This window comes from Micromonospora sp. NPDC005254 (assembly GCF_042872525.1).
Taxonomy (GTDB): domain Bacteria; phylum Actinomycetota; class Actinomycetes; order Mycobacteriales; family Micromonosporaceae; genus Micromonospora.
In genome coordinates this window covers 357,400-381,261 of record NZ_JBIAKM010000004.1, presented here as the reverse complement: position 1 = coordinate 381,261, position 23,862 = coordinate 357,400, and the positions used below count along the sequence as shown (strand labels likewise).

27 protein-coding genes and 1 tRNA gene are annotated in these 23,862 nt (G+C 72.6%); 12 read left to right on the top strand and 16 right to left on the bottom strand.

Annotation, left to right across the window (positions count from 1 at the left end; translation table 11 throughout):
• Positions 1–21 precede the first annotated feature (21 nt).
• Positions 22–600, bottom strand: a complete 579-nt coding sequence (dcd, locus tag ACFYPR_RS15005) for a dCTP deaminase (RefSeq protein WP_266247661.1) — start codon at positions 598–600, stop codon at positions 22–24.
• A gap of 99 nt (positions 601–699) precedes the next feature.
• On the opposite strand from dcd, the gene ACFYPR_RS15000 reads away from it, so the two are divergent.
• Positions 700–1,257 carry a pyridoxamine 5'-phosphate oxidase family protein gene (locus ACFYPR_RS15000; RefSeq protein ID WP_355063260.1) on the top strand — a complete coding sequence of 186 codons (558 nt, stop codon included), beginning with the start codon at positions 700–702 and terminating at the stop codon, positions 1,255–1,257.
• Positions 1,258–1,335: 78 nt separating this feature from the next.
• Here ACFYPR_RS15000 and ACFYPR_RS14995 read toward each other — a convergent pair whose 3' ends face one another.
• Positions 1,336–2,319: a zinc metalloprotease gene (locus tag ACFYPR_RS14995; protein WP_354854971.1), complete on the bottom strand. Its 984-nt coding sequence runs from the start codon at positions 2,317–2,319 to the stop codon at positions 1,336–1,338.
• A 202-nt stretch (positions 2,320–2,521) separates the two neighbouring features.
• Here ACFYPR_RS14995 and ACFYPR_RS14990 point away from each other — a divergent pair.
• Together ACFYPR_RS14990 and ACFYPR_RS14985 are read left to right on the top strand one after the other, a co-directional pair.
• Positions 2,522–2,595: transfer RNA gene (locus tag ACFYPR_RS14990), tRNA-Gly, on the top strand.
• Between the two features lie 116 nt (positions 2,596–2,711).
• Positions 2,712–3,080: a VOC family protein gene (locus tag ACFYPR_RS14985; protein WP_354854973.1), complete on the top strand. Its 369-nt coding sequence runs from the start codon at positions 2,712–2,714 to the stop codon at positions 3,078–3,080.
• Positions 3,081–3,253: 173 nt separating this feature from the next.
• Here the strand turns inward: ACFYPR_RS14985 and ACFYPR_RS14980 are convergent, their stop codons facing one another.
• The 4 genes from ACFYPR_RS14980 to ACFYPR_RS14965 all read right to left on the bottom strand — a co-directional run bounded on the left by ACFYPR_RS14980 (position 3,254) and on the right by ACFYPR_RS14965 (position 5,501).
• Positions 3,254–3,898 carry a dihydrofolate reductase family protein gene (locus tag ACFYPR_RS14980; RefSeq protein ID WP_387180918.1) on the bottom strand — a complete coding sequence of 215 codons (645 nt, stop codon included), beginning with the start codon at positions 3,896–3,898 and terminating at the stop codon, positions 3,254–3,256.
• A gap of 34 nt (positions 3,899–3,932) precedes the next feature.
• Positions 3,933–4,637, bottom strand: a complete 705-nt coding sequence (locus ACFYPR_RS14975) for a dihydrofolate reductase family protein (RefSeq protein ID WP_387180920.1) — start codon at positions 4,635–4,637, stop codon at positions 3,933–3,935.
• Positions 4,638–4,754: 117 nt separating this feature from the next.
• Positions 4,755–4,949 (bottom strand): hypothetical protein, encoded by a 195-nt coding sequence (locus ACFYPR_RS14970; protein WP_355063254.1) that lies wholly within the window; start codon positions 4,947–4,949, stop codon positions 4,755–4,757.
• Between the two features lie 57 nt (positions 4,950–5,006).
• Positions 5,007–5,501 carry a GNAT family N-acetyltransferase gene (locus ACFYPR_RS14965; protein ID WP_387260410.1) on the bottom strand — a complete coding sequence of 165 codons (495 nt, stop codon included), beginning with the start codon at positions 5,499–5,501 and terminating at the stop codon, positions 5,007–5,009.
• A 48-nt stretch (positions 5,502–5,549) separates the two neighbouring features.
• Here ACFYPR_RS14965 and ACFYPR_RS14960 point away from each other — a divergent pair, with 48 nt between their 5' ends.
• Complete coding sequence (locus ACFYPR_RS14960; protein ID WP_387260407.1) at positions 5,550–6,428, top strand: LLM class flavin-dependent oxidoreductase; 879 nt, start codon at positions 5,550–5,552, stop codon at positions 6,426–6,428.
• 7 nt (positions 6,429–6,435) lie between these two features.
• On the opposite strand, the gene ACFYPR_RS14955 is transcribed toward ACFYPR_RS14960, so the two are convergent.
• The 3 genes from ACFYPR_RS14955 to ACFYPR_RS14945 are packed head-to-tail and all read right to left on the bottom strand — an operon-like array spanning position 6,436 to position 8,571.
• Entirely contained in the window at positions 6,436–6,867 is a 432-nt protein-coding gene (locus ACFYPR_RS14955) for an ASCH domain-containing protein (protein WP_354854983.1), read from the bottom strand.
• A gap of 57 nt (positions 6,868–6,924) precedes the next feature.
• Positions 6,925–7,986 (bottom strand): hypothetical protein, encoded by a 1,062-nt coding sequence (locus ACFYPR_RS14950; protein ID WP_354854985.1) that lies wholly within the window; start codon positions 7,984–7,986, stop codon positions 6,925–6,927.
• 33 nt (positions 7,987–8,019) lie between these two features.
• Positions 8,020–8,571 carry a phosphoribosyltransferase family protein gene (locus ACFYPR_RS14945; protein WP_387260404.1) on the bottom strand — a complete coding sequence of 184 codons (552 nt, stop codon included), beginning with the start codon at positions 8,569–8,571 and terminating at the stop codon, positions 8,020–8,022.
• A gap of 187 nt (positions 8,572–8,758) precedes the next feature.
• Here ACFYPR_RS14945 and ACFYPR_RS14940 point away from each other — a divergent pair, with 187 nt between their 5' ends.
• The 4 genes from ACFYPR_RS14940 to ACFYPR_RS14925 all read left to right on the top strand — a co-directional run bounded on the left by ACFYPR_RS14940 (position 8,759) and on the right by ACFYPR_RS14925 (position 13,084).
• Complete coding sequence (locus tag ACFYPR_RS14940; RefSeq protein WP_387260403.1) at positions 8,759–9,391, top strand: septal ring lytic transglycosylase RlpA family protein; 633 nt, start codon at positions 8,759–8,761, stop codon at positions 9,389–9,391.
• Between the two features lie 101 nt (positions 9,392–9,492).
• On the top strand, positions 9,493–10,620 hold the full coding sequence (locus tag ACFYPR_RS14935) for a PP2C family protein-serine/threonine phosphatase (protein WP_354854989.1): 1,128 nt from the start codon (positions 9,493–9,495) through the stop codon (positions 10,618–10,620).
• Positions 10,621–10,748: 128 nt separating this feature from the next.
• On the top strand, positions 10,749–12,605 hold the full coding sequence (locus ACFYPR_RS14930; protein WP_354854990.1) for an acyl-CoA dehydrogenase: 1,857 nt from the start codon (positions 10,749–10,751) through the stop codon (positions 12,603–12,605).
• A 209-nt stretch (positions 12,606–12,814) separates the two neighbouring features.
• The gene (locus tag ACFYPR_RS14925) at positions 12,815–13,084 is read left to right on the top strand and encodes a DUF6458 family protein (protein ID WP_007454197.1); all 270 of its coding nucleotides are present in this window, start codon (positions 12,815–12,817) and stop codon (positions 13,082–13,084) included.
• A gap of 55 nt (positions 13,085–13,139) precedes the next feature.
• On the opposite strand, the gene ACFYPR_RS14920 is transcribed toward ACFYPR_RS14925, so the two are convergent.
• On the bottom strand, positions 13,140–13,679 hold the full coding sequence (locus ACFYPR_RS14920) for a histidine phosphatase family protein (protein WP_355063240.1): 540 nt from the start codon (positions 13,677–13,679) through the stop codon (positions 13,140–13,142).
• A gap of 112 nt (positions 13,680–13,791) precedes the next feature.
• On the opposite strand from ACFYPR_RS14920, the gene ACFYPR_RS14915 reads away from it, so the two are divergent.
• Positions 13,792–14,079 (top strand): DUF6458 family protein, encoded by a 288-nt coding sequence (locus tag ACFYPR_RS14915; RefSeq protein WP_354854992.1) that lies wholly within the window; start codon positions 13,792–13,794, stop codon positions 14,077–14,079.
• 69 nt (positions 14,080–14,148) lie between these two features.
• On the opposite strand, the gene ACFYPR_RS14910 is transcribed toward ACFYPR_RS14915, so the two are convergent.
• The gene (locus tag ACFYPR_RS14910; protein ID WP_355063239.1) at positions 14,149–14,826 is read right to left on the bottom strand and encodes a hemolysin III family protein; all 678 of its coding nucleotides are present in this window, start codon (positions 14,824–14,826) and stop codon (positions 14,149–14,151) included.
• 107 nt (positions 14,827–14,933) lie between these two features.
• Here ACFYPR_RS14910 and ACFYPR_RS14905 point away from each other — a divergent pair, with 107 nt between their 5' ends.
• The 3 genes from ACFYPR_RS14905 to ACFYPR_RS14895 are packed head-to-tail and all read left to right on the top strand — an operon-like array spanning position 14,934 to position 17,285.
• A complete protein-coding gene (locus tag ACFYPR_RS14905) occupies positions 14,934–15,689 on the top strand; it encodes an allophanate hydrolase subunit 1 (protein ID WP_387260400.1) in 756 nt (251 codons plus the stop codon).
• Positions 15,686–16,549, top strand: a complete 864-nt coding sequence (locus ACFYPR_RS14900; RefSeq protein ID WP_387180938.1) for a biotin-dependent carboxyltransferase family protein — start codon at positions 15,686–15,688, stop codon at positions 16,547–16,549. The genes ACFYPR_RS14905 and ACFYPR_RS14900 overlap by 4 nt, the downstream gene beginning before the upstream one ends.
• Positions 16,533–17,285 (top strand): LamB/YcsF family protein, encoded by a 753-nt coding sequence (locus tag ACFYPR_RS14895; RefSeq protein WP_387260398.1) that lies wholly within the window; start codon positions 16,533–16,535, stop codon positions 17,283–17,285. The genes ACFYPR_RS14900 and ACFYPR_RS14895 overlap by 17 nt, the downstream gene beginning before the upstream one ends.
• Here ACFYPR_RS14895 and ACFYPR_RS14890 read toward each other — a convergent pair.
• The 5 genes from ACFYPR_RS14890 to ACFYPR_RS14870 form a co-directional block, all read right to left on the bottom strand.
• Positions 17,282–19,120: an NHL domain-containing thioredoxin family protein gene (locus tag ACFYPR_RS14890; protein ID WP_387260396.1), complete on the bottom strand. Its 1,839-nt coding sequence runs from the start codon at positions 19,118–19,120 to the stop codon at positions 17,282–17,284. The genes ACFYPR_RS14895 and ACFYPR_RS14890 overlap by 4 nt on opposite strands.
• A 199-nt stretch (positions 19,121–19,319) precedes the next feature.
• The gene (locus ACFYPR_RS14885; protein ID WP_387260393.1) at positions 19,320–19,511 is read right to left on the bottom strand and encodes a helix-turn-helix transcriptional regulator; all 192 of its coding nucleotides are present in this window, start codon (positions 19,509–19,511) and stop codon (positions 19,320–19,322) included.
• Between the two features lie 586 nt (positions 19,512–20,097).
• Positions 20,098–20,484 (bottom strand): hypothetical protein, encoded by a 387-nt coding sequence (locus ACFYPR_RS14880; protein ID WP_355063232.1) that lies wholly within the window; start codon positions 20,482–20,484, stop codon positions 20,098–20,100.
• Positions 20,485–20,576: 92 nt separating this feature from the next.
• Entirely contained in the window at positions 20,577–23,171 is a 2,595-nt protein-coding gene (locus ACFYPR_RS14875) for a hypothetical protein (RefSeq protein WP_387260391.1), read from the bottom strand.
• A 343-nt stretch (positions 23,172–23,514) separates the two neighbouring features.
• Entirely contained in the window at positions 23,515–23,652 is a 138-nt protein-coding gene (locus tag ACFYPR_RS14870) for a hypothetical protein (protein WP_007454215.1), read from the bottom strand.
• Positions 23,653–23,862 lie beyond the last annotated feature (210 nt).

The window sequence follows — 23,862 nt, the reverse complement described above, 5'->3', positions numbered from 1 at the left end:
CGGGCCCTCGTCGTCCGCTATCTATCGCGTCGGCCAGGCACGCCAGTTCTGCCAGGAGCGGCTCGGCGTCGGCCCCCGCTGCCCCTGGTAGCGCGAGCCGTAGACCACCGAGCCGTACGGGTGCTCGGCCGGCGAGGAGAGCCGGAAGATGCAGAGCTGGCCGATCTTCATGCCCGGCCAGAGGGTGATCGGGAGGTTCGCCACGTTGGACAGCTCCAGCGTGACGTGACCGGAGAAGCCCGGGTCGATGAACCCGGCGGTGGAGTGGGTGAGCAGGCCGAGGCGGCCCAGTGAGCTCTTTCCCTCCAGCCGGCCGGCGAGCTGGTCGCCGAGCGAGATCACCTCCAGCGTCGAGGCGAGCACGAACTCCCCCGGGTGCAGCACGAACGGCTCGCCGTCGGGCACCTCGACCACCGATGTCAGGTCGTCCTGCTGCATGGCCGGGTCGATGTGGGTGTAGAGATGGTTGTTGAACACCCGGAACAGCCGGTCGAGTCGTACGTCGATGCTGGACGGTTGGACCAGGGTGGGCTCGAACGGTTCCAGGCCCAGCGTGCCGGCCTTGATCTCGGAGACCAGGTCACGGTCGGAGAGCAGCATCGGACCACCATAGCCGCGTTGGCCGGACCGGCCGGATTCGGTGCCGGTGACCAGCGCGTCGAGGTCGCTGCTCGTACATTTGTTCGATAGAATGTCGGCATGGCTTCCTGGTCCGAATTCGCCGCCGACGAGCCCCGCCTCGCCGACGGGATCCGCGTTCTCCTGCAGCAGTACGGGCCGGGCTTCGGCTACCTGGCCACGGTCCGCGCCGACGGCGGGCCCCGGGTCCATCCGGTCTCCCCGGTCATCACCGACGAGGGTCTCTTCTGCTTCATCATCGACTCGCCGAAGCGCCGCGACCTCGAACGGGACGGCCGCTACGCGCTGCACTCGTTCCCTCCGGAGGAGAGCGACGACGAGGCGTACGTGGCGGGCCACGCCTGGCCGGTCACGGACCCGGTCCAGGTGGCCCGACTGGCGCAGAGCGCCCGGGCCGAGCCGCAGGTCGACTGGCGGCTGTTCGAGTTCACCGTCGACGTGGCGATGTTGACCCGTCGCGAGCAGCACGCCGCCGGCGTTCCGGGTGTCACCCCGAGCCGCCCGGCCGTGCGGGTCTGGCTGGACCCGCAAGCCCCGCCCGCACCGGCCGCGCCTGTCGCCGTACCGCAGACACGCCCGACCCGCCGCAGCCGTGACGTCCAGTGCACGGCCGCCTGACCACGGCCCTGCTCTGCAAAAAAACGCCGGTGCCGGCTCCGTCGTGACGGAGCCGGCACCAGGTGTACGCGAGGAGAGCTACGCCGCGCGGTACGCGTTCCACGCGGTCAGCATGCGGCTCGCCTGCCCCGGGGTGAACTGGTACATGCACGAGTCGTAGGTGTAGTCCATGAAGTTGGTGATCGGGTCCAGGCCGGTCGCCGAGCAGGTGTTCCGCCCGGTCGGGCACTCGTACGCCGGCGACGCCTCGGCCGGGGTGTCGCTGACGCTGTCACCGGAGCCGCCGCAGCCACCCTGGAAGGTGTGGTAGAGGTTCAGCCAGTGACCGATCTCGTGGGTGCCGGTGTCGCCCTGGTTGTAGTTGGTGGCGGTGCCGCCCGGCAGGGACTCGTTCAGCACGACCACGCCGTCCATGGTGCTGAGGTTCTGCTGCGGGAAGGTCGCCCAGCCGAGCAGGCCGCCGCTCAGCTCGCCGAGGTAGATGTTGAGCGTGTTCTTGCCGCCCACCCGCAGCGACGACTTCATCGACCGCTCCGCCGACGAGCCGTTGACGATCGGGTACCAGGACGGGTTCGTCACCCGGTTGATCTTGTCGAGCCGGAAGGCGAAGGCGGTGGCAGCGCCGCCGGTTCCGCCCGCGTAGGCCTGGTTGAGCACGCTGATCTGCGAAGTGATCATCGAGTCCGGGATGTTGCCGCCGGCCCGGGTGCTGTTCTCCTGGATCACGTGCACCACCACCGGGATGGTGACGGTGGCCAGCGTCGTGGCGCCGGCGCCGGCCCGGAAGTTGGCACGCTCGCGCAACGCCGCCGCGAGGTCGGCGTCGCGTTCGCGGACCTGCTTCGCGGTCAGCTCGTTCGGGTCGTGCGTGGCCGCCGCGCCGGGCTTCACCCGAGCGTTGGCGTGGCTGTCGGCCGGCTCCGCGCAGGCGCCGCCCGGCGCCGCGGAGAAGGCCGAAGCAGCCGGAACGACGCCCACCGCAGCGGTGCTGAGCAGCAGCGCGAGGGTCGTCGACGCGACACCGGCGGCACGCCGGGTCAGCAGGTTGGGACGGAGTCCCATGGGCCCACCTCTTTCTGGCGGCGTGACAGGGGGTGTGTCACGCCGTGGCTGAAACGTGTGGCAGACGTTACAACCCATCGACACATTTGAGAACGCCCATATCTTGCCGTCACGAAACTTTTTCCGAGGTGACGGCGTCCCGCCGGCGCGTGGGGGTGGCTGGGTGCACCGGTTCGACGACTCGGGTACAGTGGTGCCGCCCGCGGGTGTAGTTCAATGGCAGAACATCAGCTTCCCAAGCTGACAGTGCGGGTTCGATTCCCGTCACCCGCTCCACGACCGAGGCGCTGACCAGGACGAGAGTCCCGGTCAGCGCCTTCGATGTTGCCGCGCGCGCACGTCCCTGGGCTGCCTCGCTCCTACCCGTTAGGGTCCGGTCAGGAGGTGGTCGCGTGTTCACCGAGGCTTTTCCCATCGTGACGACGCCCGACCTGCCGCGGTTGATCGCGTTCTACCGGGACGTCGTCGGCTTCGAGCTGACCTACCGGTTCCCGGAGGACGGTGAGCCGGAGTTCGTAGCCCTGCGGCTGGGCAGCAGCGAGCTGGGCCTGGCCGCCGACCCGCATGCAGGCGACCCCACCCTCTCGCGCCGCTGGGAGTTGTGCGTGTACGCCGACGACTGCGACGCGGCCGTGCACGTTCTGCGCGCGGGTGGCGCGACGGTCACCGAGGAGCCGGTCGACCAGCCCTGGGGTGAGCGGTCCGCCAGGGTCACCGACCCGGACGGCAACCGGCTGCTGGTCCTCTCCCGCCTGGCTTAGGGCATGTGTCAAGGGCCCTTTGCCGGACCGCCGCCCGGACTCCGCCTCGGCCCGACCGAAGACTTCGGACTGGCCGCTGCCATCGCAGGTCGCAGATCTTGGACAGTTTCCGTTAGCTGCTAACGGAAACTGTCCAAGATCTGTGCGCCGACGGCTCCCGCCTGTAGTGGCGGTCACCGTCTCCAGAACAGGAGATGGGTGACTCCGCTGGGGCTGGGCACCGACTCCAGGTGGAAGCGGTCGAGAAGTTCGTCGGGGCTCCCCCACAGCCGCTCGCCCCGGTCGAGGTCGACGGGCGCGACGGCGATGTGCATCGTGTCGACCAGGTCGGCCTCGAGGAACTCGCGGATGACGGCCACCCCGCCACCGAGGCGTACGTCCCGACCGTCCGCTGCCTCCTTGGCCTGGGCCAGGGCCTCGGCGGGGCTGGCGTCGAGGAAGTGGAACGTGGTGTCGGACAGGGTGAACGACGGCCGTACGTGATGGGTGAGCACGAAGACCGGCGTGTGGAACGGCGGGTTGTCCCCCCACCAGCCCTGCCAATCGTGGTTCTCCCAGGGGCCACGCTGGGGGCCGAACTTGTTGCGGCCCATGATCTCCGCGCCGATGTTGCACTCGGCGTCGCGGGTCAGGTAGTCGTCCAGGCCGCGCGTGCCGCCCGGCTCCGTGCGGTACACGAAGCTGGCGGTGGCGGAACGCCAGGAGAACAGCGGGGTGGGGTCGGCGTGGCCGAAGGGCCGTTCCAGGCTCTGCCCCTCGCCGGTGCCGAACCCGTCCTGCGAAACGTTGAAGCACTGCACCCGCAACAGTTGTGGCATGAAAAGCTCCTCGTGAGGTTGATGAATGCGCGGGTCAGTTCGTGGTCGCCGTCGGGCCGCCGCCGCGGCCCCGGTCGTCGAGCACGAGCGGGGCGCGACCGCTCACCTCGTACCGGATGTGGGTGACCTGCGGGGTGGGGATGACCCGGGTTGGCGTCAGCTCGATGGCCTCCTTGTCGCCGAGGTCGAGGTCCGCGTCGAACAGCCGCAGGCCGGTGCCGAGCACGACCGGTACGACGTGCAGTTCCAACTCGTCGAGCAGGCCGGCCTTGAGCACCTGCCGGACCAGGCTGCCGCCTCCGGCCACGGCGACGTTCCGGCCACCGGCCACTGCGCGCGCCTGCTCGACGGCGCTGGCCACGCCGTCGGTGACGTAGGTGAAGCTGGTGCCGCCACCGCGCAGCAGGGTCTCGCGGGGTCGGTGCGTGACGACGAAGACCGGCGCGCGGAACGGCGGCTCCTCGCCCCAGGGCACCTCACCGCCGTCGGCCATCCGCCGGCCCATGACGTACGCGCCGGCCGCGTCGAACGTCTCGGCCATCACGTCGGAGTTGGCGTCCTGCTCGCCGCCGGCGAAGCCCTGCCGCTCGCGCCACGCCATCGCGTCGGTCGCCCAGCGGGTGATCCGAAAGAAGCCGGCGCTCTCGGCCGAGTCGATCCAGTCGCCGTCGCCGTCGAACAGCGGGCCGGCGTAGAAGCCGTCCACCGACACCGACAGCTGTGCGGTCACCTTCGTCATGTCGCTTCTTCCCTCTCCTCGGGCGGCGCCCACCGGGTGCCTGCTCGCAACGAGGTCGGAGCCGATCGGGACGCCCCTACCACGACCAACTGTGACGTGGGACACACAGGGGGAGGGTTATGGCCTGCGGTCGATGATCGCCGCCTCGATCCGCAGACCGATGCCGGTCAGGATGAGAAAGGCGGCCAGGATCTGCGGTTGGAGCCCGCCGGTGCTGGACGGCAGGGTGAGCAGCGCCGTCATGAAGCCGGCAACCAGCGACAGGGTGCCGAAGGCTCGTACCGTGTCGGCCCGCCGTGACCGTAGGTCCACGGCCGAACCGTAGCGAAAGCCCGGCGTCCGTGGCGCCCCGCCACGGGCGGGTGGGGCTTAGCCCTCGAGTTGCCTGTTGAGCAAGGTGCCCGAGGGTGCGTAGCCGTGGCGGCGGTAGAAGCGCACCGCGCCGTCGTTGCGGTGGTGGATGCCCGCCGACAGGCTCGTGATTCCGTTCTCGGTCGCCCACCGGGCCGCCGCGTCGAGCAGCGCCGAGCCGATCCCGAGTCCCCGGGCGGTGCTCGACACCACCGTGTGGATCTGCGCCGACGGTTGCGGGCGCAGGATCTGGTGTGCGGGCGGTTCGGCCAGGCGCAGCACCTCGACCATTCCGACGACCTGCCCGTCGTGTTCCGCGACGAGAATGGCGTCCCCGCCGGCCCGGTCGCCCAGCACCGTGGTGAAGTGACGGACGACCGCCTCGCGCTCCGGCAGCCGGTAGACGTCGGGGTCCAGCGCGAGGTGCGCCTCGGCGTTGGCCCGGCGCAGCTCCACCAGCGCCGGCACATCTGACCGGGTCGCCGGTCGCACCATCGTCCCGGTCCTCCGCATCATCGGGATGCTAAAGCAGGTGCATCGGACGCGGCTAGGCTGGCGATCATGCGGATTGGCATCGTGATCCTCCCGGACCAGCGTTGGGCCCAGGCGCAGCGTCGCTGGCGGCAGGCCGACGAGTGGGGCTTCGACCACGCCTGGACGTACGACCACCTGGGCTGGCGGGACCTGGTCGACGGCCCGTGGTTCGACTCGATGACCACGCTGACCGCCGCCGCCACGGTGACGTCCCGGATCCGGCTGGGCACGCTCGTGGCGTCGCCGAACTTCCGGCACCCGGCCGCCTTCGCCCGGCAGATCACCACGGTGGACGACGTCTCGGACGGCCGGCTGCTGCTCGGCCTGGGCGCGGGCGGCATCGGCTTCGACTCGGCGGTGCTGGGCGGTGAGACGCTGCCGCCGCGCCAGCGCGTCGACCGGTTCGCCGAGTTCACCGAACTGCTGGACCTGGTCCTTCGGGAGGACGGCACCACCTGGCGTGGTGACTGGTTCGCCGCGGTGGACGCCCGCAACAACCCCGGCTGTGTCCAGCAGCCGCGGGTGCCGTTCGTCGTCGCCGCGAACGGCCCGCGATCGATGCGGCTGGTGGCCCGGTTCGGTCAGGGTTGGGTGACCACCGGCACCGACGCCGATGACGTGGAGGGCTGGTGGGGCACCGTGTCGGCCCTGTCGGCGCGGATGGACCGGACGCTGGACGAGGCCGGCCGCGACCCGGCGACGCTGGACCGCTACCTGTCGATGGACGCCGCGCCGGTGTTCTCGCTCAGCAGCGCGCAGTTCTTCGCCGACCAGGTCGGTCGGGCCGCCGAACTCGGTTTCACCGACGTGGTGACGCACTGGCCGCGAGCGAGCAGTTGGTACGCCGGCGACGAGGCCGTCCTGGGCGACGTGGCGACGCGACTGCTGCCCGAGCTGCGCGGATAGCGAGGGCTCAGGTGCCCAGGTCTCCGGTGGCCACGCCGCCCTCGCCGCCGGAGACCAGTCGCAGGCGCAGGCAGACGATCGGAGTGTCGTCGTCGACGGGGGTGCCGAGCCGCGCCCAGTAGGCCGAGTGCCCGGCCCGCCACTCCTCGATCGAGCGATCACCCTCGCCCTCGGCGCGGGCGAACTCCCAGGGCACGTCGCCGAAGCGCACCACCTCGACGCCGGTGATCTCCACGACGCCGGCCAGCGCGTCGTCGTCGTCGACCAGCGCGAGCCGTTCGCCGACCTGCTCCAACTCCTCGCCCTCTTCCGCGTACTCGGCGAGCCGGCCGGCCGTCGCGGTCTTCACGCCGGCCAGCACCAGGGTGTTCAGGCTCGCCCGCAGCTCGCCGGGGGTGCCGAGGGTGAGCGTGCGCAGGTCACCGATCCGAGGCCACATCCTGCCGAGGCTAGGCCAGCGCGGCCGGCACCGCCGCCGCAATTCGTCCGGCGCTGCTCAGATCAGCTGCCCGGCGTAGCCCGCGGCGTCGAGCAGCCGCTGGTCACCGCTGGCCGCGTGGGCGTCGAGGACCGCGTCGGCGAGCTTGACCACGTGCGCGTCGCCGTGTCGGGCCGCGCGAGCAAAGACCTCCGCCGGGGTCGCGACGGTCACCGACGGCGGGGCGATCCCGTCGGTCGGGGCGTACACCGAGGTCACGGCCGCCGTCGCGGCCCAGGCCGCGGCGAGGCTCGGCGCCCACAGCGCCCGGTCGAGAGCCGGCAGGGTACGCAGCACGGCGGTCGGCGCGGTGACCGCGTGCACCAGCATGACCGGCTCCGCGTGCCCGAAGCGCAGGTAGTCGAGGCCGGCACGGTGCACGAGCGTGACGAGCCCGCGCTCCGCCTCGGTCGGCGTCCGCGCGGGGCGCAGCGCCGCGAGCGCAGGTTCCCATCGGGGTACGCCCACCAGCCGACCCAGTCGATCCCGGATGCCCCCGGTCTGGTCGTCGATCCGGGGCACCCCGGCCAGCGCGGCGGCCACGTCCGGCCCGGCGGCGTCCGGGTGGGCCTCGGGTGGGTTCGACGTGACCGAGGCGAGCAGCCGCTCGGCGCCGGGCACCGGCTGCCAGCGGGCCGCCCAGTAGCCGAGGGCCTGACCCAGCTCGGTGAGCCGCTGCGGGTTCGCGTCGTGCAGGTGCAGGGCGCGTACGGCGTGCCCGACCCGGATCACCCCGTGCGTGGCGCCGGCGGCGATGCCGGGCAGCAGTCGGGGCCACCAGGTGCCGAGCACGTCCCGCCACGGCTGCTCGCGCAGGTGCCGGTCGAAGTACGCCAGCCAGTCACCGGCCCGCTTCGCGTCGCCCAGCGCCGCCCGCCAGTCGTCGATCGGGCGCAGCCCGCGGGGCAGCTCGTCGAGCCGGGTGAGGTAGTCGTCCAGCCAGCGGTGCACCCGTTGCTCGTGCCCGTGCCGGGCCAGCGCCTCGACGGCCATCGGGCCGTGGTTGGAGAGCCAGCCCTCGTATTCGGGTCCGTTGCGGTGCAGCCGGTCGTACGCCTCGTCGAGAATTCCGTCGCTCATGCGTCGATCGTCGAAGGTGAAGTGGACTTCAGGTCAACCCGGCAGATCCGCGCCGGCGATCAGGCCGGTGATCCGCAGTGCGGTGGCAGTCTCGGGCGGGCAGTCGACGGCCACCACTGCGGTGCCGAGCACCTGCGCGCCGCGCTTGGCGCAGATGTCGTAGAGGGCGTGCAGCTGCGCGCCCGTGCGGACCCAGTCGTCCACGACCAGAACGCGGTCGCCGGGGCCGAGGTGCCGGTCCCGGACGGCCAGGTCGACCTGCCGGCCCCGGTAGTCCGGCGGGCTCTGCGCCCAGGTGAGCGGGCCGGCCGGCAACCTTCCGTCGCCGGGCTTGTGGGCGGCCACGAAGCCGACCCCGAGGGCGGTGGCGGCCAGTGGCCCGAGCAGCAGGCCGGTGACCGCCGGGGCGAGCACCACGGTCGGCCGGGCGGCCCGGTACGGCGCCACCAGGGCCGGTCCCAGTTCGGCCAGCACGGTGGGGTCGCGCCACCAACCGGAGATGTCGCTGACCAGGTGGCTGGCGTCCGGGCCGGGGTCGATCCACCGGAACAGGGCGGCCAGGCGTTCGGTCAGCTCAGCGGGCATCCGTCCATCGTGCGGCACGGGCGCTCGGCGCGTCCGCACCCGGGCCGGTCGACCCACCCCGGCTCGGATGATCGGCTACACGTACTATGCCAAATACGGGCAGATCACCATGATCACGTTGACTTCGGAAGTGCTTCTCTCGTTACGGTCCGAACCGGTTTGTTCAGTCGACGAAAGGACCGGGCCGGTGGCAGGCAGGCACTCCCGTACCCGCATCTTCTCCTCCCCGGCGGGCATCGCGGCCACCGCTGCGGTCGGCGTCGCTCTCGCCGTCGGGGGCACCGTCGGCGCCGTCCAGCTGACCTCGGGCTCCGGGCAGTCGGGTCAGGCGACTCTCGACCTCACCCCGACCACGGCCCCCGCCAGCCTCGCCCCCAGTTCCCCGACCGCGTCACCGAGCGCCAGCGCCTCGCCGAGCGTGACGGCCAGCCCGTCCGCCAGCCGGTCGCCGCAGGCCGCCTCCCGGGCTAAGGCCCGCACCGAGTCGCCGAAGCCGCGCCCGACCGCGAAGAAGACCACAGCGGCGGCGAAGGCGCTGGAGAGCGGCTCGTGTGGCGCCTCCTTCTACTCCGACGGGCAGCTCACCGCCAACGGCGAGTCGTTCAACCCGAACGAGTTGACCGCGGCGCACAAGACGCTGCCGTTCAACACCAAGGTCCGGGTGACCAACCCGAGCAGCGGCAAGTCGGTCGTCGTGCGCATCAACGACCGTGGCCCGTTCATCGACGGTCGCTGCCTGGACCTGTCCCGCGCCGCGTTCGCGACCATCGCCTCGACCGACGTGGGCGCGCTGACCGTCCGCTACGAGGTGCTGGGCTGAGCGCAGCCGGGGCCGCCGATCCGGCCGCCAGCCTGGGCCGGCCGGACAGAACATCCTCGGACGAGGGGCCAGGTTCATTCACCGGTTCACGTGGATCAGGCATGCTGTCCCTCGTACCCACGCGACTCCTCCAGTCGGGCCGTAGCCCGCTGAGCCCCGGATCCCGCGCCGGCCTCGGCGCGGCCCTCGCCCTGCTCGCGATCGTCTCGGGGCTGGAGTTGGCCGACGGCCGTCGGGCGCACTACGTCGCGCTTCTGGTGGCCGCCCCGGTCCTGGCCGCCGCCCTGGCGGCCTGGCGGGTGGTGCTGGGTGTGGGTGCCGTGGCGACCCTGATCGGGGTGGGCTTCGCCCTGTTCGACCCGAGGATGATGCTGGTGACCTCGGTCAACGTGGTCGGCGTCGCGGTCGCGAGCGGGCTGGCCGTGGCGGTGGCCTCGATACGCCAGCGGCAGGCGGAGCAGATCGCCGAGCTGACCAAGCTGGCCTCGGTGGCCCAGCAGGCGGTGCTGCGCCCGCTCGGGCCGCAGGTCGGCATGCTCTCGGTGGCCGGTCGCTACATCTCCTCCACCGCCACGGCCGAGATCGGCGGCGACCTGTACGAGGCGATCGACACCCCGTACGGCGTCCGCATGATCATCGGTGACGTGCGCGGCAAGGGCCTGGATGCGGTTCGGCTGGCCAGCATCGTCCTCGGCTCGTACCGGCACGTGGCCTACGAGCGGGCCGACCTGCGCGCCGTCGTCGCCGACCTGGACCGCGCGGTGGCCCGCAACGTCGGCGACGAGGACTTCGTGACCGCCGCGCTGGTCGAGGAGCGGGGTGGGACGCTCACGATCGTCAACTGCGGGCACCCGTCGCCGCTGCTGCTGCGCCGGGGCGCGGTGATCCCGCTGGAGCCGCCGGCGCCGGCGCCGCCCCTCGGGTTCATGCCGGTGGTGCGCCCCCGCGTGGAACGCCTGGAGCCCGGCGACCGCCTGCTCCTGTTCACCGACGGTCTCGGCGAGGCCCGGCGGGACGGTGAGTTCTTCCCCACCGCCGACCGGGCGTGGCGGCTGCTCGGGCACGGCACGGTCGCCGACGGGCTCGCGTCGCTGGAGACGGCCCTCGTCGAGTGGGTGCACGGGCACCTGGACGACGACATCGCCCTGGTCCTGATGGAGTACGTCGGTGCCCGCACGGGCGCGACGTCGGCCGTGCCGAGCTGGGAGGTCGGCGCCGCCGAGAGCTGAGCGGGGCGTCCGGCGCGCAACTGTGTAATCGCCGTCACTTACGTGATCGGCTTGTCGCTGCCTACCCGCGAGTAATACAGTCGGGGTTACTGATCGGTAACACCTGTCCGGAAGCGGGGCCAGCGAGCATGACCCACTACAAGAGCAACCTTCGGGACCTCGAGTTCAACCTGTTCGAGGTCTTCGGGGCGGACCGGGCGTTCGGCCAGGAGCCGTACTCGGACCTCGACACCGACACCGCCCGGAGCTTCCTCGCCGAGGTGGACCGCCTCGCCCGCGAGGACCTGGCCGCCAGCTACACGGACAGCGACCGCAACCCGCCCGTCTTCGACCCGGCCACGCACACCGCGCCGCTGCCGGAGTCGTTCAAGAAGTCCTACCAGGCGTTCATGGACTCCGAGTTCTGGCGGCTGGACCTGCCGCCCGCGCTGGGTGGCACCAACGCCCCGCGGGCCCTCTGGTGGGCCCTCGCCGAGCTGGTGCTCGGCTCGAACGCGCCGGTCTGGATGTACGCCTCCGGTCCGTCCTTCGCGCACGTGCTGCACGTCGAGGGCACCGAGCGGCAGAAGGCCTGGGCCAAGCTCTTCATCGACAAGCAGTGGGGCTCCACGATGGTGCTCACCGAGCCGGACGCCGGTTCGGACGTGGGCGCCGGCCGCACCCGCGCCATCCAGCAGCCGGACGGCACCTGGCACATCGAGGGCGTCAAGCGGTTCATCACCTCGGGTGAGCACGACCTGAGCGACAACATCGTCCACTACGTGCTGGCCCGCCCGGTGGGCGTGGAGGGCGTCGGTGGCCCCGGCACCAAGGGCCTGTCCCTCTTCGTGGTGCCCAAGTTCCACTTCGACGAGACCACCGGTGAGCTGGGCGAGCGCAACGGCGTCTACGCGACCAACGTCGAGCACAAGATGGGCCTGAAGGTCTCCAACACCTGCGAGGTGACCTTCGGCGAGCACGGCGTACCCGCCAAGGGCTGGCTGCTCGGCGACAAGCACGACGGCATCCGGCAGATGTTCATGATCATCGAGTACGCCCGGATGATGGTCGGCACCAAGGCGATCGCCACCCTCTCGACCGGCTACCTCAACGCCCTGGAGTACGCGAAGAACCGGGTGCAGGGCGCCGACCTGGTCCAGCAGGCGGACAAGACCGCCCCGCGGGTCACCATCACCCACCACCCGGACGTCCGCCGCTCGCTGCTGCTGCAGAAGTCGTACGCCGAGGGTCTGCGCGCCCTGGTCCTCTACACCGCCACCTGGCAGGACAAGGTCGCCATCGCCGAGGCGTCCGGCGACGAGAAGGCCATCAAGCTGGCCAAGCGGGTCAACGACCTGCTGCTGCCGCTGGTCAAGGGCGTCGGTTCGGAGCGGGCGTACGAGCTGCTCGGCCACGAGGCCCTGCAGACCTTCGGCGGCTCCGGCTTCCTGCAGGACTACCCCCTGGAGCAGTACGTCCGGGACGCCAAGATCGACACCCTGTACGAGGGCACCACGGCCATCCAGAGCCTGGACCTGATCTTCCGCAAGATCGTCCGGGACAACGGCAAGGCGCTGATGGCGGTCGCCGGCGAGATCCAGGAGTTCATCTCCTCCGAGGCGGGCAACGGCCAGCTCAAGGAGGAGCGGCAGGCGCTCGGCAAGGCGCTCGCTGAGATCCAGAACATCCTCGGCACGCTGACCGGCTGGCTGGGCGAGGCGCAGGGCGGCGACACCCGTGCGCTCTACAAGGTCGGCCTGAGCAGCCGGCGGTTCCTGCTGGCCATCGGCGACCTGGTCGTCGGCTGGCTGCTGCAGAAGCAGGCCGACGTCGCGCTCAAGGCGCTGGCCGGCGAGGTCTCCGCCACCGACAAGGCGTTCTACACCGGCAAGGTGGCCGCCGCCCGGTTCTTCGCCCGCGAGGTGCTGCCGCGCATCGGCGCCGACCGGCGGATCATCGAGGGCGCCGACCTCGACATCATGGACCTCCCGGAGGAGGCCTTCTGACCGTGCCACGGCACGCCTGAGCGGTTCCGGGTCGCACCACCCGGCGCTGACGTCGACGGCCGGTGGGGCAACCGCCCCGCCGGCCGTCGCTGGCTTCGCGGCCGAGACATTGGCTGAGCCCGGTCGGATAAGCCGGTGCCGTGGCGGGTAACCCGCCGTGACCACGAAAGGGAACGCCCAGAGCCACCGCACGGGGGAGTGCAGCGCACATGGGTGTAGGAAGCGGCATCTTTCTCATCGCGCTCGGCGCGATCATGACCTTCGCGATCAGGGCCAACGTCTGGTGGATAGACCTGCGCGCGGTCGGCTGGGTGTTCATCCTGGCCGGGCTGGCCGTGCTGCTGACCACCCTCTGGTTCTGGCAGGACCGGCGCAAGCGGGCCCGGACCCTCATCGTGGAGGAGAACCGGCTGTCCCATCCGACGGCGATGATGCCACCGCCGCCGGACCCCCCGCCGCCGACCGCGCCGCCGTCCTGACCCACGCCCGCCTGAGCACGTACGCCTGAGCCACCCGTCGCGCCCGACGGGTGGCTCAGCCGCGTGCGGTGTGCCGCTGCGCGACCGGCGCCCCGCCTCGGCCCCACTCCGTCCAGGCGGACACGCCGCGGTGCACCGCCAGCTCGGCGGTCCGTAAACCCTCCTCGTCCACCGTCTCCGGGTCGAGAAACGCGGACAGCAGCGAGACGCCCGGGTTGTGGGCGATCAGCAGCACGACCCGAGCTGCCGAGTCGGCGGTACGGACCAGCGCCAACAGTTCCTCGGGGTGGGCGTCGTACGCGCCGGGCTCGTAACGGACGGTCGGGCGGGGACCGGTCGGCCCTCCCTCCGGCGGCGAACCGGCCATCCCCATCGCCACCCCGTGCCAGGTCTGGCGGGTGCGCCGGGCGGTCGAGCAGATCACCACGTCGGGCAGCAGATCGTGGTGGGCCAGCCACGCGCCGGCCGCCGCCGCGTCGGCCTCCCCGCGGGCGCTGAGCGGGCGCTCGGCGTCGTCCGTACCCTCGCTGCCCTGCTCGGCCTTCGCGTGCCGGAGCAACACCAGTGTCCGCGTCTCGGCGTGGCTGTCCGTCATACCACCAGCTTGCCCGATTGGCGATCTTCCTGCCGGGGTAAGTCCAGGGATGCCGCACCCCTACCAACGGCCGCGGCGGACCGTACGCCAGGTTAGAGCCGAGGAGCGAGACATGGGCATTGGTGGCAGCATCTTCCTGATCGCGCTGGGCGCGATCTTCGCATTCGCCGTGGAGGCCGACCTGGGTTGGCTGAACCTGGCCGTGGTCGGTTGGGTGTTGATGCTCGCCGGTGTCGCCGGCCTGCTCGCCACCCTCTACTTCTGGAACAACCGCCGCCGCACCGTGGTCGCCGCCCCGGTCCGCGAGGAGCGCGTGGTGGCCGACCGGGTGGTGCCGGTCCAGGACGACCAGGTCATGCGGGAGTACCGCGAGGTGCGTCGGCCGGGTCGCCCCGTCTGATCCCTCGCTCGCACACTCCGGGGTCCCGCAGCGTGGCGGGGCCCCGGCTCGCGTGTGTGGGGGGCTGCCTCAGGCGAACAGTGCGAAGTAGATCGCGATGTGGTGGCACAGCGCCGCCAGCAGCGTGCACGCGTGGAAGAACTCGTGGTGGCCGAAGACGGTGGGCCACGGGTTGGGGCGGCGCAGCGCGTAGAACACCGCGCCGACGCTGTAGATGGCACCACCGACGATCAGCAGGACCAACGCCGTGACGCCGCCGCCGTGCAGGATGTCCGGCAGCATGGCGACCGCGACCCAGCCGAGCGCCAGGTAGAGCGGCGCGGAGACCCAGCGCGGCGCGTGCGGCCAGACCAGCTTCAGCGCCACACCGCCCAGGGCCCCACCCCAGACCAGGGCCAGCATGATGGTGGCCTGCCGGGTCGAGAGCAGCATGACGCAGAGCGGGGTGTACGTGCCGGCGATGAACACGAAGATCATGCAGTGGTCCAGCCGGCGCATCACCTGGTAGCCGCGCTCCGACCACACCCGACGGTGGTACAGGGCGCTCGTGCCGAACAGCCCGCAGACCGTCAGGCTGTAGATGACACAGCTCACCAGGGGTGCCCAGCCCGGTCGGGTGGCGGCGATCGAGCAGAGCACGATCCCGCCGACCACGGCGACGAAGAAGGCGTACGTGTGCAGCCAGCCGCGCATCCGGGGCTTACCGATGTCGACCGGCTTCAGGCGAAGCGGGGCGGAGGTGGTCACGACATCAGGTTACGGCACCGTAGGTTACTTTCAAGTAGTCAGGCCGGTGACACCGAGCACCGTCACCGTGAACACCGGGTCGGCACGGCATCGGCGAGGATGAGCGGATGCGGATCCGACCCGCCGGTGCGCACGCCCTGCTGCTCGACTGCACCGCCCCGGCCGACATTCCCGAGGCGGCCCTGGTCGAAGCGTGGCGGGCCGAGTTGTGGCGCCGCCGCGAGCAGGGTGACCTGAACGCGGTCGAGATCGTGCCGGCGGCCCGCACCGTCCTGCTCGACGGCCTGCCCGACCCCAGCGCCACCGCCGACCTGCTGTCTCGCTGGGCACCGGCGGTCACCGCCGCGGCTGCCGCCACCGAGCGCGCCGGCGTCGCGGCCGGCGCCACTGAGCGCGACGGCGTCGCGGCCGGCGCCACTGAGGACGACGGCGTCGCGGCCGGCGCCGGAGGCGGCGACACGACAATCGGCGGCGGCCACGGCGCGGAGGTCGTCGTTCCGGTCGAGTTCGACGGGCCGGACCTGCCGGTCGTCGCCGGCCACTGGGGCGTCGACGTGTCGGCCGTGCTGCGCCGCCTGACCAGCACCCGGTTCCGGGTGGCGTTCTGCGGGTTCGCCCCCGGTTTTCCCTACCTGACCGGGCTCCCCGCCGACCTGGCGCTGCCCCGGCTGCCCACTCCCCGCCCCCGGGTGCCGGCCGGCTCGGTCGCCCTCGCCGGCCCGTACGCCGGCATCTACCCCAGCGCGTCCCCCGGCGGCTGGCTGCTGGTCGGCCGGACCGACCTGCCCCTCTTCGACGTCGACGGCGACCCGCCCGCCCGGCTCGGTCCCGGCACCCGCGTCCGCATGGTGGCGACGACGTGACCCGGCCCGCCGAGATCGAGGTGCTCCGCGCGGGCGCCCTCACCACCGTGCAGGATCTGGGCCGACCCGGCTGGGCGCACCTCGGCGTACCCCGCTCCGGCGCTCTCGACCCGACCGCCCTGCGGCTCGCCAACCGGCTGGTCGGCAACACCGAACAGGCCGCCGGCCTGGAAATCACCCTGACCGGCTGCACACTGCGGCTGACCCACGCCGCCACCGTGGCGATCACCGGCGCCGAGGTGGCGGTCCGCGCCGGGGACCGGCCGGGCGACATCGGCCGCCCGCTCACCGTGCCGGCCGGGACCGTGCTGCGCGTCGGCCCCGCCCGTCGGGGCGTACGGAACTGGCTCGCCGTGGCCGGCGGGATCGACGTGCCGCCGGTGCTCGGCAGCCGCGCCACCGACACCCTCGCCGGGCTCGGCCCGCCCGTGCTGCGCGACGGCGACCGGCTGCCGCTGGGCGTGCCGCCGGCCGAACCCGCGCCGGTGGACGTGACCATCGGCCCGGCACCCGCGCCCGAACTGCACCTGAGCGTGCGCCTCGGCCCCCGCGACGACTGGTTCACCCCGAGCGCGCTCGACCTGCTGTTCGGCACCGCGTACACCGTCAGCCCGGTCAGCAACCGGGTTGGAGCGCGGCTCGCCGGCGCGGCCCTGCCCCGCGCGGTCGCCGGCGAACTGCCCAGCGAGGGCATCGTGCTCGGCGCGGTACAGGTGCCGGCGGACGGCCAACCCCTGATCTTCCTCGCCGACCATCCGACCACCGGCGGTTACCCGGTCATCGGGGTGGTCACCGACGTGACCCCGCTCGCGCAGGCCCGGCCAGGTACTACCGTCAGGTTTCATGGACCTCAACGCTGACCTGGGCGAAGGATTCGGCATCTGGCGGCTCGGTGACGACGACGCGCTGCTGGGCCTGGTGACCTCCGCCAACGTGGCCTGTGGCTTCCACGGCGGTGACCCGTCCACCATGCGGCGGGTCTGCGAGGGCGCGGCGAAGCGCGGCGTCGCGGTGGGCGCGCAGGTCGGCTACCGGGACCTGGCCGGCTTCGGCCGGCGGCACATCGCGTACGACTTCACCGAGCTGCGCGACGAGATCACCTACCAGTTGGGCGCGCTGGACGCCTTCTGCCGGCTGTTCGGCACCCGGGTCCGCTACCTCAAGCCGCACGGGGCGCTCTACCACGCGGCCGCCACCGACGAGTCCCAGGCGGCGGCGGTGGTCGCCGCCGTCGGCGGCCACGACCCCGAACTGCCCGTGCTCTGCCTACCCGGCTCGACGCTCGCCCAGCTCGCCGTCGGCGCGGGCCTACCCGTGGTCGCCGAGGCCTTCGCCGACCGCGGCTACCTGCCCAACGGGTCGCTGGTGCCGCGCGGCGCACCCGGCGCGCTGATCATCGATCCGGAGGAGGTGGCCACCCGGGCGGTACGGATGGCCACCGAACGGACCGTCGTGGCGGTGGACGGCACCGTGATCCCCTGCCCGGTGGAGTCGATCTGCGTACACGGGGACACACCGGGGGCGGTCTCCGCCACCGAGCTGGTCCGCGCCTCCCTGATCGACGCCGACGTCCCGCTCGCCCCGTTCGCCGCTTAGGCGTCCAGGCCGCGCAGGACCAGCGGAAGCCGGGACGCCGCGCCGTCGACCACCCGCACCGGGACGCCCCAGTCCTGCCGGGTCAGGTGGCAGGCCGCGTGCTCGACGTCCGCGTCGCAGGTCGCCGCCTGGGCGGTCACCTGGAGCACCCCGCCGGTCGCCTCGCTGTTGAGCACCAGCCGACGGGACAGCTCGGTGCCGGTGCCGGCGCCCTCCACCAGCAGCTCCGGTGGGGAGGCGGACACCACCAGCCGGGTCGACGGCCCGAACGTCTCGTCCAGCTTCTGCCCCGGCGCGGGCGTGAAGACGATGTCCAGGATGACCTCGCCCGTCGCCACGTCGGTCGGCTTGCGCTCGGTGCGGTGCCGGGGGCCGTCCACGGTGCTCGCACCGGCCGCCGACAACGCGCCGGGCGCCAGCCGGGTCAGGCGGTGCGCGGCGGACTCCACCACCAGCACCTCACCGGCCGGGGTGAGCACCAGGTCACTCGGCTCGGCCAGCCCGTCCGCGACCGTGGACACCTGGCCGGTGGCGGGGTCGAAGCGGCGCACCGCGCCGTTGTAGGTGTCCGCGATCAGCACCGAGCCGTCCGGCAGCGCGCACACCCCCAGCGGGTGCTGGAGCAGCGCCGACTCGGCCGGCCCGTCCACGTGCCCGAAGTCGAAGAGCCCCTGCCCGACGGCGGTGCCCAGCACCCCGTTCTCGACGTACCGGACGGAACTGGTCTCGCTGTCGGCGATCCAGAGCCGGGCGCCGTCGGCGGAGACGGAAAGCCCCGACGGCTGCGCCATCCACGCCTCGGCCAGCGGGCCGTCGCGCAGCGCCTCCACGGTGGTGCCCGCGTACATGCCGGCGGTCCGCTTGATCGGGTCGAACCACCAGAGCTGGTGGATGCCCGCCATCGCGATGATCAGCTTGTCGTCGTACCAGGCCAGGTCCCACGGGGACGACAGGTCCACGGAGAGCGCGTCGTGCGCGTGGTCGTCGACCGAGGCACGCCACTGCCGGCCGCTGCCGGCCACGGTGACCACCTCGCCGGACTCCAGCCGTACGCCGCGCAGCAGGTGGTTGACGGTGTCGGCGACCACCAGGTCGTAGCCGGCCACCTCGGCGACGTGCGTGGGCAGCAGGCAGAGGCCCTGCGGCTCGGAGAAGGTCGCCGCCTCGGCCGGCCCGTCGGCCCGACCCCGCTCGCCCGAGCCGATGCGGCGAACCGGCGTCTCGCCGTCCGGAGCCACCTCGACCAGGGAGTGCCGGGCCGAGTCCGAGACCAGCAGGTTGCCGTCCGGCAGCAGCACCGCCTTGCCCGGGAAGCGCAGCGCGGTCTCCGGGGCCGGCGGAGGGACGTACGGACCGGTGCCCCGGTGCAGCGTGCCCTTCGCCTCGTGGGTGGCGATCAGCTCGTCGATCAGCCGACCCAGCCCTTCGGCGTGGCCCTCGCCGGCCATGGTGGCCACCACGTAACCCTCCGGGTCGATCACCGACAGGGTCGGCCAGGCCCGGGCCGCGTACTGCTGCCACATGTCCAGCTCGGGGTCATCGAGTACGGGGTGGTGCACGCCGTACCGCTCGACGGCGGCGGCCAGCGCGTCGGGGTCCTTCTCGTGCTCGAACTTCGGCGAGTGCACGCCGATCACGACGAGTACGTCGCCGTACTTCTCCTCCAGCGGCCGCAGCTCGTCCAGCACGTGCAGGCAGTTGATGCAGCAGAAGGTCCAAAAATCGGCGAGGACGATCTTGCCGCGCAGATCCTGCAAGGTCAGGTCCTTGCCGCCGGTGTTGAGCCACTGCCGGCCCCGTAGTTCGGGTGCCCGTACGCGCGCTGTCGTTCCCATGCCTGTCAGCCTGCCACGCCTCGCGGGCCCGCCCGCCGTGACCCGGGCGACAGAGCTGTCAGCCAGGCGATCGGTGGCAGCTCAGCAAGGCGATGCTCGGCGTGTCTAGTTGCTCAGCCGCCATCGATCAAGGAAACGGGTCCCGACATCGACCGCCATCTGGATTTCGGGTCCGGTCGGCCGAGGAATCCGACAGGGCCTAGCCGCGGCCGCCCTCGTTGCGTTCCCGGCGCTTCGCTGCGTACGCGCGGACCTCGGAGGCGTCCCAGATGCGGCCGACGGTCAGTGTCTCCATCGGCGCCGGGAAGTCTGGTCGATCGACCAGGATCGCGGCGCGCTGGCGGGAAACGCCGAGGTAGTCGGCAACCTCCGCAAGGGCCATCACGCGCATGGGCGGACCCTCCGGCGACACGGGTAGGCAACTTGTCACCGGAGGGGTTGACTACCTGTCAACAGGTCAGTCAAGGTGAGCGTATGCCTCTGCCCCGCGCAATGGAGCCGATAACGTCCGATCTGGTCCGCCGCTCCCGCGGTTGGGCGAGCGAGCCGACACGGACCGACGCCCAGCCGGTCCGAGCGCCGTGTCTGCTGCGCCCTCCGGCGAATCGGACCAACGTGGGGTGGCGCCGGTGAACGCGCACTGGCCGCAGCGCCCGTCGTGGGACTGCGAGGCGTGTGGACAGCCGTACCCCTGTCCTGAGGCTCGGGCCATGTTCGCGGTCGGTGACCCCTGGGCGGCGGCGACCTACCTCGCGAGTCAGTTCGTGGCTGCCGTGAACGACCTTCCGACGGTGCCGGTGGTCGACCTGTACGCACGGTTTCTGCTATCCGTGCCCCTACGCGCGCGAAGAGGCGGTGGCGCAGGGCCGAGTGCCCGCCGAAGTCGCCGTCGAGGTGGCGGCCTACGTGACTCGTCATAATGCGACGACGAGCCTGCGCAGGCATCTGTTGACCACCCGAAGGCCAGACCGGGTGGGTCAGCGGCCGAGCGCGCCGACCTCGCTGATCTCGGTGGCGAGGGTTGGACAGACCCAGATCGCTCGGCCGGTGCGTACCACCGCCGTCAGAGGGTGACTCACCGGATGCTCGGGACAGGGTGGCCAATTGGTGGCGCGGCCCAGAGACCACAGCGCCTCAATCGCCCACTCCTGAACCTGGGCGGCGAGCGTGACGAGCTGGGTAACGGTCGGTTGGCCAAGGTCGACCGAGACTCCCTGGCCAGAACCATCGGCAGCGTAGAGAAAGGCGCTGGCGGTATGGGGGTCGTCTCGCCACGGTTCGTCACGAAGGTCAGGCTGCACCCCGCCGTGCGTCTCGAGATCGGACAGAATCAGCTCCAGCGCCGCCGCCAGTTCGCGTTCCACAAGCGGATTGTGCCCGAGTTTGAGTTTGGTGAAGCGGGCGGGAACGACGACGGCGGAGCCACGGTTGCCCGTGGCTCCGCCGTCGATGCGTTCTACTTGGTGGCCGGCTTGAGGCAGAGCACCCGGTTGGTGCCCTCGCCGGGCAGCACCACGTGGGGCTGAGCGGGGTCGGCGCACTTGTCCTTGGCGTCCACCTTGGAAACGATCGTGAACGCGCCCGCCTCGCCGCAGTCCACCGCCGAGGCGCCCTGGCCGGCCTGCTTCACGCAGGTGCCGACCGCCGGGTCGAAGGCCGGCGAGTCGTCCCCACCGCCGAACTTGCCGAGCAGCATCAGCAGGCCGAGCGGCACCGCCAGGATCAGCACGGCGGCGATCAACACCGCGGCCAGGACCCGACCGTTGCGCACCTTCGGCACCGGAGGCTCCGCCTTGGGCTCCTCCGCGTCCGGCTTGAACGAGTCGAACCGGCCCTGGTCCGATTCGGTGGCCTCCTGGCCCCAGGACGGCCCTGGCTGCTGGGGCGGCGGGAAGGCCGGGAACTGACCACCCGGCGCCTGCTCGATGGCCGGCGCACCGAAGCCCGGCGCGCCGTTCACCGCGGCGGTGCCGGCGGCCGGCGCCCCGAAGCGGTCGGCTGGGCGCTCACCGCCGGACTGCGGTCGAACGCCGTTCACCGGCCGGTTGTTGCCCGGCGCGTCGACGAAGGACGGCACACCGGGTGGGAACGCCGGCGGCGCGGCAGCGGCCGAGGGGGGCTCGCCGAACCCGTTGGGCGCCGACGACCGTTCCCGGTCGTCGAACTGCGGCTCGGACGGCGAGTCGTCGCCCCAACCGGGGAAGCCCTGCTGCCGATCCGGCCCGTTCTGCCAGTCCGGCGGGCCCTGGCGCTCCGGCGCCTGCTGCCAGTCCGGTGCGGCCGGGCGCTCAGGCGCCTGCTGCCAGTCGGGCATGGCCGGGCGACCAGCGTCCTGCTGCCAGTCGGGCGCGCCCTGGCGGCCGGCGTCCTGCTGCCAGTCAGGCATGCCCGGACGCTCGGGAGCCGGGTCGGCCTGGAACGCCTCCGGGGCTGCCTGCTCCGGCTCGTTGTCCGACTCGGGTCGGGCCGGGCGGCCGTACACCCGGGGTTGTGGCGTGGCGGCGCTGGTCGGCCGCATGGCCTGGTCGGCCGGGGGCATCACCCGGCTGGCCAGCGGCACCGAGGCGCTCGCCGACGCGCGGCTCGCCGCGCTGGCGGCCGACTCGGCGTCCGAGACCGGTACGACCGCGCGGCCCGCCCCCGACTCCGGGGAGGTACGCGGAGCGGGCACCGCGGCGGCGCTCGCCGACGCCTCCTCGGCCCGGCCCCAGCCGGCCGGCTCGGCCTCGTACTGTGCCGCCGCTTCCGGGGCGTCCCGGTCGGCATACGCCGGCTGCTCGGGGATCGGGGGGTACTGCGTCGACGGCGCGTAGTCGGCCGGCGGGGCGGCGGCGAGGCTGGCGCCCGGCACGCGCTGCTCCTGCGGCGGTAGCGGCACCGCGTTGGCGGGTGAGATGCCGGGCGCGGGCGCCGGCTGGTAGGCCGGCGGCTCGTCGGCCCGGTCGGCGTCCCAGCCGCCTCGCGACTGGGCTTCCGCCTCGGCGCGGCCCCACACCTCGCCCGGCGCCCACGGCTGAACCTCCGCGACGCCGGGGTTGGCCTGCACCGGGTTGTCCGGGCCGGCGGCGGCCCAGCCGGGCGTCGCGTCGCTGCCGGGCACGCTGACGCTGGCCCGGGCGGCCGCAGGGCCGGCCTGCTCGGCCTGGGGCCAGGCGGTCGGTTCCGGACGCTCGGCCGGCTGGTCCTGGGGTGCGAGCACCCAGTCCGGCTGCTGCGGGCGGCCCTCGGCGGCACCCCAGGCGGCGGGCTGCGGGGCCTCTTCCTGCGCGGGCCAGTTCGCCGCCGGGACCTGGGCCGCGCCACGGGAGCCGGCCGACTCGGCCTGCCCCCAGCCGGGGGACGGCTGCTCGGCCTGCCCGGCGGGCTGGCCCCAGGTCTGCGGGGCCTGCTCGGCTGGCGTCCAGACGGGCTGGTCGTCCCGCGCGGCGGCGGCGCCGACGGCCCAGCCACCGGACCCGGACGGGTCGTCCTGCGGGCCGGCTGCGCCGGATCGGCCGGCGGGCTGCGCCGGATCGGCGTGCCACTCACCGGCGGGCGGGCTGGTCTGCCCCGACCCAGCCCATCCGCCGGAGCGGGACGGGTCGTCCTGGGCGGCGGGCCACGCGGCGGTGGCCGGGGGCACCTGCGCGGCGCCCCGGGCGGCCGGCTGGGCCGGTGCCCAGTCGGGCTGCTCCGCGGAACCGGCGGCCCAGGCGGGCGCGGCCGGCTCGGGCGGCGTCCAGCCCTGCTGCGGGGGAGTCCATGCGGCGGGCTGCCCCTGCTCCGGCGCGGCACCGCCGGTGGCCCACGCGGGCTGCGCCGGGTCGCTGGACTGCGGTGCGGCGGCGGCACCCCAGGCGGGGTTCGGCTGCTGCTCGGACTGGGTCGCCCAGGCCGGGGCGGACGGGTTCGGCCGCGCGGGTGGCGGGGGCGCCCAGCCCATTTCGGGGCCGGTGGCGTTGTAGCCGTTGTCCGGCTGCGCCGGGCGGTCGCCGTACGGCGCCGGTCCGCCGGCGCCCGGTGACACCTCGTCCGGCTCCTGGCCGGGGCGGTGCGGGCCCTCGGACGTCATGGGTGCGCCTCCTCCATCACATGTCGGCCGCCGGTGCCGATCGGTCTCCTCGGCATGGCTGCCGGCGTCACCGGCGTACCGCCGTGCCGGCTCCCCGCACCGTATCCGGTGGCCGCACGAGGCGTCCAAGGAGCACCGGTCGTCACTCCCCGTCGCCGGGTGGTGTCGAGCAGCTTCTATCGGCTCGGCGTCGGCCGGGCCGGCGGGCGGCGACCGAAGCCCACCGTACCGGGCGCTGCGGCAGCACGGAATCCCGGTGTCAGGTGCTGGCGCAACGCCGATGGCCCATCCGGTGAGCCGGATGGGCCATCGATCTGGAGGAGGTGAGGAATGTCGTGGAGCGTCAGCTCATGTGACGCTGGGCGATGACGAGGAGTTCCTCGCGAACGGCCGGCGAGTTGGCCGAGCGCAGCGCGTGCTCGATGGCACGGGCGCGGCGGTTGGCGTCGCGGTGGTTGCGGATTCGCTCGATCATGCTCATTTGGTGGGTCCTCCTGGCTATTCGGTTGTCGGCCCCTGATGCATCTATTCAACCGCAGAACTCGGCCAACTTCCATCGATTATTAGGTGAGATGGGACACCTGCCTAACAATCAAAGGTCAAGGGGGCTTGTGGCCGACGGTTTCGTCGCTCAACGGACACGGCCGGTGTGCCGGGCGTTAACCCGTGGCACACCGGCCGTGGCTGGCGT